This is a genomic window from Aeromicrobium sp. (genome assembly GCF_032084975.1).
In the GTDB taxonomy this organism is placed as follows: Bacteria; Actinomycetota; Actinomycetes; order Propionibacteriales; family Nocardioidaceae; genus Aeromicrobium.
Genome location: NZ_DAMDLR010000102.1, coordinates 1 through 7,616, shown reverse-complemented (window position 1 = coordinate 7,616; position 7,616 = coordinate 1). Strand labels below are relative to the sequence as shown.

Below are 7,616 nucleotides of genomic sequence, written 5' to 3'. Positions count from 1 at the left end.
CGCACGCCATGACGTCGTAGGGGCCCGCCGTCACGGGCAGGCCCTCGGGCAGGTCGAGCAGCAGCGCTCCGCCGCGCGAGAGAGAGAAGACCCGGCGCGGCGCGGCGGGCTCGGGCAGCAGGTGCCGCCACCGCTCGACGCCGCACGCGGCGATCGCGTCGTCGACGTAGGTGCGCGTCCGCACGTCCAGGAAGGGCAGGGAGGCATCGGAGGCGTCGACCGAGATCTCGCCGGTCAGGCGCTGCAGGACCGCGTCGATGCAGTAGCCCGCGACCGCCGATCCCTCGAGCACCTCGGGCTCGTGCTCGTCGAGGTGCGCCAGCAGGGCCGCGTGGGAGCCGGGGAAGACCCCCGACCCGGTGAGCGCGTGGACCCGGTCCAGCACCCCCTCGGTGCGCCAGCGCTCGACGCGGTCCGCCGCGCGGCCGTCCATCCACGAGATGGCGCGGCGGGTCGCGTTCCCACTCTCGTCGCGCAGCCACAGCCCGTCGCCCTGCCCGGTCAGCGCGATCGCGTCGAGCGGCTCATCGAGGTCCCTCGTGACCTCGAGGGCCACCGAGACGACCGACGCCAGCACCGCGTCGAGGTCCTGCTCGACCACGCCGCCCGGGCCGCGCAGCAGCTCGGACGGCCGGCTCGCCGACCGCACGCTGCGACCGTCACGACCGATCAGCGCGGCCTTCGTGACCGACGTGCCGATGTCGACGCCGAGGATCATCCCCCGAGCACCTCGGGATTGCAGACGTGGCGCAGCACCTCGCCCTTCAGGTACGCCGCGACCTCGCCGGCGATGATCGTGGCGGCGCGCTCGGCCGTCTGGCGCGTGGCACCGGCCAGGTGCGGCGAGAGCACGACGTTGGGCGCCGAGAGCAGCGGCCAGTCCGCCGGCGGCGGCTCGATGTCGTAGACGTCCAGGCCGAGCCCGCGCAGGTGACCGGACTCCAGCAGCTCGGGCAGGGGCGCGTAGTCGAGCAGTCCGCCGCGCGCCGTGTTGACCAGCACCGACCCGGGACGCATCGCGCGCAGCCGCGCCTCGTCCAGGATGTGCCGCGTCTCGTCGGTCAGTCGCGCGTGCAGGCTGACGATCCCGCTGCGGGCGATGAGCTCGTCGAGCCCGACCAGCTCGACGCCGGGAGTCGCCGTCGCGTAGGGGTCGTACGCGATCACGGTGGCGCCGAAGGCCTGCAGGATCCGGGCGACGATCGTGCTGATCGCGCCGAGGCCGATGAGCCCGACCGTCTCACCGTCGAGCTCGCCGCCGGCCTCCTCCCACGAGTAGTAGTCGCCGCGCCACGTGCCCTGGGTCAGCTCGCCGTGGGCCGCCGGGATGCGGCGGCTGGCGGCCAGGATGAGGCCGATCGTGAACTCGGCGGCGGCCTGGGCGTTGCGGCCCGGCGCGTTGACGACGATGACGCCGGCCTTCGTGGCGGCATCGAGGTCGACGTTGACCGGTCCGCCACGGCTGACGCCGATCAGCTTCAGGTCGGGCGACGCCTCGATGATCGAGCGCGAGAACGGCGCGAGCTGGGTGACGGCGATCTCGACGCCCTGCAGCGCCTCGATCATCCCTTCGACCGTGCCGGAGGCCTCGTCCACGTTCTCGACCGGCCCGAAGGGCTCGTGCGGCCACGGCGAGCACGTCGTCCGGAAGTCCAGCGTCGCCGCGTCGCCCACGGCCGCCCGGATCGCGTCGGAGAACAGTTCCGGGCGGATGAAGCGGTCGCCGGCCGAGAGGATCGTGGTCAATGGGCTCACCTTTTCGTGGCGCGGAGCGACACACCCCGCCGGGATAACAAGATCGTTGTTATCTATATCACCGGGACTGTGACGATGTCACGCACGGTCCGTGACGTGCAGCGTCGTGTGCTCGGCCATCGTCTCGCGCATGGACTCGGGCACGTCGGGGGTGACGACCAGGTCGGTGAACTCGGACAGCTCCGCGAACCGGTGCAGCGAGCGCCGGCCCACCTTCGAGCCGTCGATCATCAGGACGCTGCGCTCGCCGGCGTCGATCATCGCGCGCTTCATGAGCACCAGCTCCTGCTCCTGGTGGTAGGCGCGGGTGTCGTCGATCGTGGAGGTGGACTGGAACGAGACGTCGACCGCGTACGTCGCCAGGCCCGATGCGTCGGGGACGCCGATGAACGAGTCGTGGGTGCGCGAGTACGCGCCGCCGAGCATGATCACCGAGATGTCGTCCTCCTCCATGAGGACCTCCAGCACCTGCCGGTAGTTCGTGATCACCGTCAGCGCGCCGACCGCCGGCAGCAGCCGCGCCAGGGCCAGGGCCGTGGTCGAGTCGTCGAGCAGCACCGACATGCCGGGCTCCACGAATCCCAGCGCCGTGCGGGCCAGCGCCTCCTTCGCCTCGACCTGGCGCTGCATGCGGAACTCCGAGCTCGACTCGAAGACGCCGGTGGGCAGTGCCGACACGCCGCCGTGGACGCGACGCAGCAGGCCACGACTGGCGAGGTCGTCCAGGTCGCGATGGATCGTCATGACGCTGACCCCGGCGTCCTCGACCAGCTCCGAGACGCTGGCGAATCCGTGCTCGACGACGCGATCGATGATCCGCCGCTGTCGCTGGGCACGCGATGGCCGCGGCTGTGCCTGTTCCGTCATGGACGTCCTCTCCCCCTCCGACGCAACACGCGGGTGTTGCGAGGTAACACTCGACTTGACACAGTTAACGTGTTAAATGTTACGGTCCCCGCATTCAGCGTGTGACACCTGTCACAAGTGATGGTATCGGCACGGCTTCGGCCCCACGCCCGGTTCGGAAAAGAGAGACACATGAAGACATCGAGCTTCCGCATGGCGGCCATCGCCGCAGCGGTGATGGCCCTGGGCACGTTGGCCGCCTGCGGGTCGGACGACAGCGCGGACGGCAAGGACGGCGACGCGGCGTCGGGGAAGATCGCGTTCCTGATGCCCGACCGCGCCTCGACCCGCTACGAGGAGCAGGACCGCCCGCTGTTCGAGAAGAAGGTCGGCGAGCTGTGCGAGGACTGCGAGGTCCTCTACCAGAACGCGGACGGCGACCCCAACAAGCAGCAGCAGCAGGCGAACTCCGCCATCGCGCAGGGCGTCGACGCGCTCGTGCTCGACGCCGTCGACACCAAGGCCGCGGCGACGATCGTCTCCAACGCGCAGGCGCAGGACATCCCGGTCATCACCTACGACCGCCCGATCACGACCAAGCCGGCGGACTTCTACGTCTCGTTCGACAACGAGGGCATCGGCACGATGATCGCCGAGTCGCTCGTCGAGAAGCTCGACGCCGACGGCGCCGAGGGCGGCCTGCTCATGGTCTACGGATCGCCGACCGACGACGCCGCCCAGCTCATCAAGAAGGGCATGAAGGCCGGCGTCGAGGGCAGCAAGTACGAGATCCTCGCCGAGTACGACACGCCGGAGTGGAACCCGCAGAAGGCCCAGGACTGGGTCTCGGGCCAGGTCACCAAGTTCCGCGACGACATCGCGGGCGCGGTCGCGGCCAACGACGGCACCGGCGGCGGCACCGTCGCGGCGCTCAAGGCCGCGGGCATCGACCCGGTCCCGCCGGTCACCGGCAACGACGCCGAGGTCGCCGCGATCCAGCGCATCATCGCCGGTGAGCAGTACAACACGATCTCCAAGCCCATCAGCATCGTCGCCAGCGCCGCCGCCGAGGCCGCCGTCGCGTTCCTGCAGGGCGAGGAGCCGAAGGCCGACACCGAGCTGTTCGACACCCCGTCGCAGCTGTTCACGCCCGAGGTCGTCACGGCCGAGAACGTGAAGAAGGTCATCTTCGACAGCGGCATCTACACCGCCGACCAGGTGTGCACCGGCGCCTACGCCGCCGGCTGCAAGAAGCTCGGCATCAACTGATCACGCTCGGCCGGTCCCCGCGAGTGCGGGGACCGGCCGTAGTCGATCCACAGGGAGAGACATGAACCAAGCCACCGAGGCGCCCGGGGCACCCATCCTGCGCCTGCGATCCATCAGCAAGAACTTCGGCGCCGTCGCCGCGCTCACCGACGTCGACCTCGACGTCCACGCGGGCGAGGTCGTGGCCGTCGTCGGCGACAACGGCGCCGGCAAGTCGACCCTCGTCAAGGTCCTGTCGGGCGTGCACCACGCCTCGGCCGGGACGCTGGAGTTCGACGGCCGTGAGGTCACCATCACGAGCCCCCAGGCCGCGATCGACCTCGGCATCGCGACGGTCTTCCAGGACCTCGCCCTGTGCGACAACCTCGACGTGGTCGCGAACCTCTTCCTCAACAGCGAGATCTCGCCGCTGCGCCTCGACGAGGTCCAGATGGAGGTCCGCTCGTGGGAGCTGCTGCGCCAGCTGGCCGCGAAGATCCCGTCGGTCCGCATCCCGATCGCCTCGCTGTCGGGCGGCCAGCGCCAGACCGTCGCGATCGCGCGGTCGCTGCTGCTGGACCCGAAGCTGATCATCCTCGACGAGCCGACCGCAGCGCTGGGCGTCGCGCAGACCGCCGAGGTCCTCAACCTCGTCGAGCGCCTGCGTGAGAACGGCCTCGCCGTGATCATGATCAGCCACAACATGGAGGACGTCCGCGCCGTCGCCGACCGCGTCGCCGTCCTGCGCCTCGGCCGCAACAACGGCGTCTTCGACGCCCGCGACGTCACCACCGAGGAGCTCGTCGCGGCCATCACCGGTGCCACCGACAACGCCGTGACGCGCCGTGCCGACCGTTCCACCTCGACCGAGCAGGAGACCCGATGAGCACCCCGGACGGCCTGAACCCCGTTGCCGCCGACCTGCAGGACGAGCGACTGCGCACGAGTGAGGGCCTCGGCGGCCTGCTGCGATCGGTGGGCGAGCGCATCCGTGGTGGCGACCTCGGCATCCTGCCCGTCATCGTCGGCCTCGTCGTGATCTGGACCGTGTTCCAGTCGCTGAACTCGTCGTTCCTGTCCAGCGCGAACCTCGGCAACCTGCTGATGGAGTCGGCCGCGGTCGGCGTCATCGCGCTGGGCATCGTCTGCGTCCTGCTGGTCGGCGAGATCGACCTGTCCGTCGGCTCGGTCAGCGGCCTGTCGGCGGCGATCCTGGGCGTCGCGTTCGTCCAGCACGAGTGGCCCGTGTGGGTCGCCGTGCTCGGCTCGCTCGCGGCCGGCGCGGCCATCGGCTTCGTCTACTCGATCGTCTACACGAAGTTCGGCGTCCCGTCGTTCGTCATCTCCCTGGCCGGCCTGCTCGGCTTCCTGGGCCTGCAGCTCAAGGTCCTCGGCCCGAGCGGCACGATCAACCTGCCGTTCGACTCGCCGATCGTGAAGCTCGGCCAGCTGTGGTTCGTCCCGGCGACGCTGTCGTACGTGCTCGTCGTGGTGGCGGCCGCCGCGTTCTTCCTGGCCCGGTTCCGTCGTGCGCAGACCCGCTCCGCGGCCGGCCTGTCCTCGACCCCGGTCAGCCACCTGGCGCTGCAGGCCGTCGCGCTGCTCGCGGTGCTGCTCGGCGCGGTCTGGTACATGAACCAGGCCCGCGGCATCGGCTGGATGTTCGTGCTGTTCGTCGGCCTCGTGCTGTGCCTGCACTACGCGCTCACGCGCACCCGCTGGGGCCGCTCGGTGTTCGCCGTCGGCGGCAACGAGGAGGCAGCACGGCGGGCCGGCGTCAACGTCAACCGCGTCTACATGAGCGTCTTCATGCTGGGCTCGACGCTCGCCGCCCTCGGCGGCGTGCTGGCCGCGGGTCGCCTCGCGGCCGCGGCGCAGAGCAGCGGCACCGGAGACGTGAACCTCAACGCGATTGCCGCCGCCGTCATCGGCGGGACGAGCCTGTTCGGTGGTCGCGGCTCCGCGTTCGCCGCGCTGCTGGGCATCCTGGTGATCCAGTCGATCTCCAGCGGCCTGACGCTGGTCAACCTCGACTCGTCGTGGCGCTTCATGGTCACCGGCGGCGTCCTGCTGCTGGCCGTCATCCTCGACTCCGTCGCGCGACGCTCGCGCGTGAGTCACGGCAGGGCCTAGCGCCTGCCCGGCGGGCGGATCCCTCGGCCTCCGAAGGATCCGTCCGTGTCCCCCCGAGCCCCACGGCCGCGTGCCCGTCCCCCGAACGGCACGCGGCCGTGGTCGTGGTGGGATCTGGAAGGCTGGAAACGTGAGTTCGATGACGCGCGCGAGGGCCTCGGTCGTGGGCCCTGCCCTCGTGGTGGGAGCCGGCACCGTGGCACTCCTCTGCGCCCTCGTGAGTATCGCCGTGTGGTCCGCGGACGGACAGATCGCGGACGAGCGCGCGATGCGCACGGTCACGATCGGGCGCGAGGCCGAGCTGACGGTGCTGTCCGTGCTCGGCCGGGTGCCGATGTGGACGGTGGTCGTCGTGGCCGTCGTCGGGCTGCTGCTGGCCGTGCGCCGTCACGACGCCCGCGCGGCACTGGGCGCCGGCGTGGTGGTCCTCGGCGCGAACGCGACCACCCAGCTGACGAAGCACTCGCTGCTCGAGCGTTCCGACTTCGGCCTGGGAGTCCACAACTCCCTGCCCAGCGGCCACGTGACGCTCGTGGTCTCGGCCGTCGCCGCCCTGCTCATCGTGGCGCCGCCAGCAGCACGCGCGGTCGTGGCGGGTCTCGGCGCGTTCGCCGCCGGGCTGACCGGGCTGTCCACGATCGTCGCGGGTTGGCACCGGCCCGCGGACGTCGTCGCGGCGCTGCTCGTCGTGATGGCATGGTGCGCCGTCGGGGTGGTGATCCACGGTGGGCGGCGAGGCCGAGGGACACGGGGGACCCTCACGCTGGCCCTCGGCGGTGCTCTCGCCTCGCTCGTGGCGATCGTGCTGATCGGCGTCCGCCCCGTGGACGGGCGCATGGACGGCTTCCTCGACGCCGGGCTCGTGCTGGGCACCGTGGCGCTGGCGTCCGCGATCGCCATGTGGGTCATGGCGTGGCTCTGCCCGCGGGGGACCGTGCGTCAGCCGTAGGTGTCGCGCGGGCCGCGGCCCTTGACCGATCGCCGGCCCTTCTTCCAGCTGGGCGCCTGCGGTCCACGCACATCGATGCGCAGGACCTGGCCGTCGCCCAGCTCCTGGTTGAGCTTCGCCACCAGCCGCGGCGCGAGCATCTTCAGCTCCTTGGCCCACGCCGTCGACGAGGTCTCCAGGTACACGACGCCGTCGGTGAAGTGATCGACCTGGCAGTGCTGGGCGACCTCGGGACCGACGATCGAGGCCCAGTCGGAGAACACGCGCGACGCCGCGAGCCGTTCCTCCCAGCCCTGGTGCTGGACCATCTCGCCCAGCACGTCGCCCAGCGCGACCGCGTCCTCACGACCGGGACGACGCGCGGGACCGCGGCGCTTGATCGGTCGCCGCGTGGTCCGGCCGGAGGCCGGCGTGCCCGTGCGGTACGCGTCGGCGATCTCGCGGGCCAGCCGCAGGACGTCGTCCGGCTCGTCAGCCACGGGGCGTCACCACCGCGCCGGCCACGTCGAAGGACTGGCCCACCAGCTCGGCGGGCACGTCCCCCTCGACGGCGGCCGTGACCAGGACCTGCTCCGCGGAGGCGACCCGCGCCGCCAGCCGCGACCGCCGGTGACTGTCCAGCTCGGCGAACACGTCGTCGAGGATGAGGATCGGGTCATCGCCGTCATCGCGGAGCAGGGCGAAG

Annotated in this window: 8 protein-coding genes and 1 pseudogene; 4 read left to right on the top strand and 5 right to left on the bottom strand. The window is 71.2% G+C overall.

Annotated features, from left to right (window positions below; all coding sequences use genetic code 11):
• From RT323_RS15280 to RT323_RS15270, 3 genes are all read right to left on the bottom strand, one after another.
• On the bottom strand, positions 1-718 hold a 718-nt coding region (locus RT323_RS15280), incomplete at its 3' end, for an FGGY family carbohydrate kinase (protein ID WP_313409976.1).
• Entirely contained in the window at positions 715-1,755 is a 1,041-nt protein-coding gene (locus tag RT323_RS15275) for a 2-hydroxyacid dehydrogenase (RefSeq protein ID WP_313409974.1), read from the bottom strand. The genes RT323_RS15275 and RT323_RS15280, both read right to left, overlap by 4 nt.
• A 78-nt stretch (positions 1,756-1,833) precedes the next feature.
• Positions 1,834-2,622, bottom strand: a complete 789-nt coding sequence (locus tag RT323_RS15270; RefSeq protein ID WP_313409972.1) for a DeoR/GlpR family DNA-binding transcription regulator — start codon at positions 2,620-2,622, stop codon at positions 1,834-1,836.
• Positions 2,623-2,793: 171 nt separating this feature from the next.
• On the opposite strand from RT323_RS15270, the gene RT323_RS15265 reads away from it, so the two are divergent.
• From RT323_RS15265 to RT323_RS15250, 4 genes are all read left to right on the top strand, one after another.
• The gene (locus RT323_RS15265; RefSeq protein WP_313409970.1) at positions 2,794-3,870 is read left to right on the top strand and encodes a substrate-binding domain-containing protein; all 1,077 of its coding nucleotides are present in this window, start codon (positions 2,794-2,796) and stop codon (positions 3,868-3,870) included.
• A 61-nt stretch (positions 3,871-3,931) separates the two neighbouring features.
• Positions 3,932-4,735, top strand: coding sequence for an ATP-binding cassette domain-containing protein (locus RT323_RS15260; protein ID WP_313409968.1), 804 nt, complete (start codon positions 3,932-3,934; stop codon positions 4,733-4,735).
• A complete protein-coding gene (locus RT323_RS15255) occupies positions 4,732-5,982 on the top strand; it encodes an ABC transporter permease subunit (RefSeq protein ID WP_313409967.1) in 1,251 nt (416 codons plus the stop codon). Before RT323_RS15260 ends, RT323_RS15255 begins: the two co-directional genes overlap by 4 nt.
• A gap of 139 nt (positions 5,983-6,121) precedes the next feature.
• Positions 6,122-6,931, top strand: a complete 810-nt coding sequence (locus RT323_RS15250; RefSeq protein WP_313409978.1) for a phosphatase PAP2 family protein — start codon at positions 6,122-6,124, stop codon at positions 6,929-6,931.
• Here RT323_RS15250 and RT323_RS15245 read toward each other — a convergent pair.
• A complete protein-coding gene (locus RT323_RS15245) occupies positions 6,922-7,410 on the bottom strand; it encodes a DciA family protein (RefSeq protein ID WP_313409965.1) in 489 nt (162 codons plus the stop codon). The genes RT323_RS15250 and RT323_RS15245 overlap by 10 nt on opposite strands.
• Positions 7,403-7,616, bottom strand: a pseudogene (locus RT323_RS15240) (DNA replication and repair protein RecF); the annotation flags it as partial. The gene RT323_RS15245 and the pseudogene RT323_RS15240, both read right to left, overlap by 8 nt.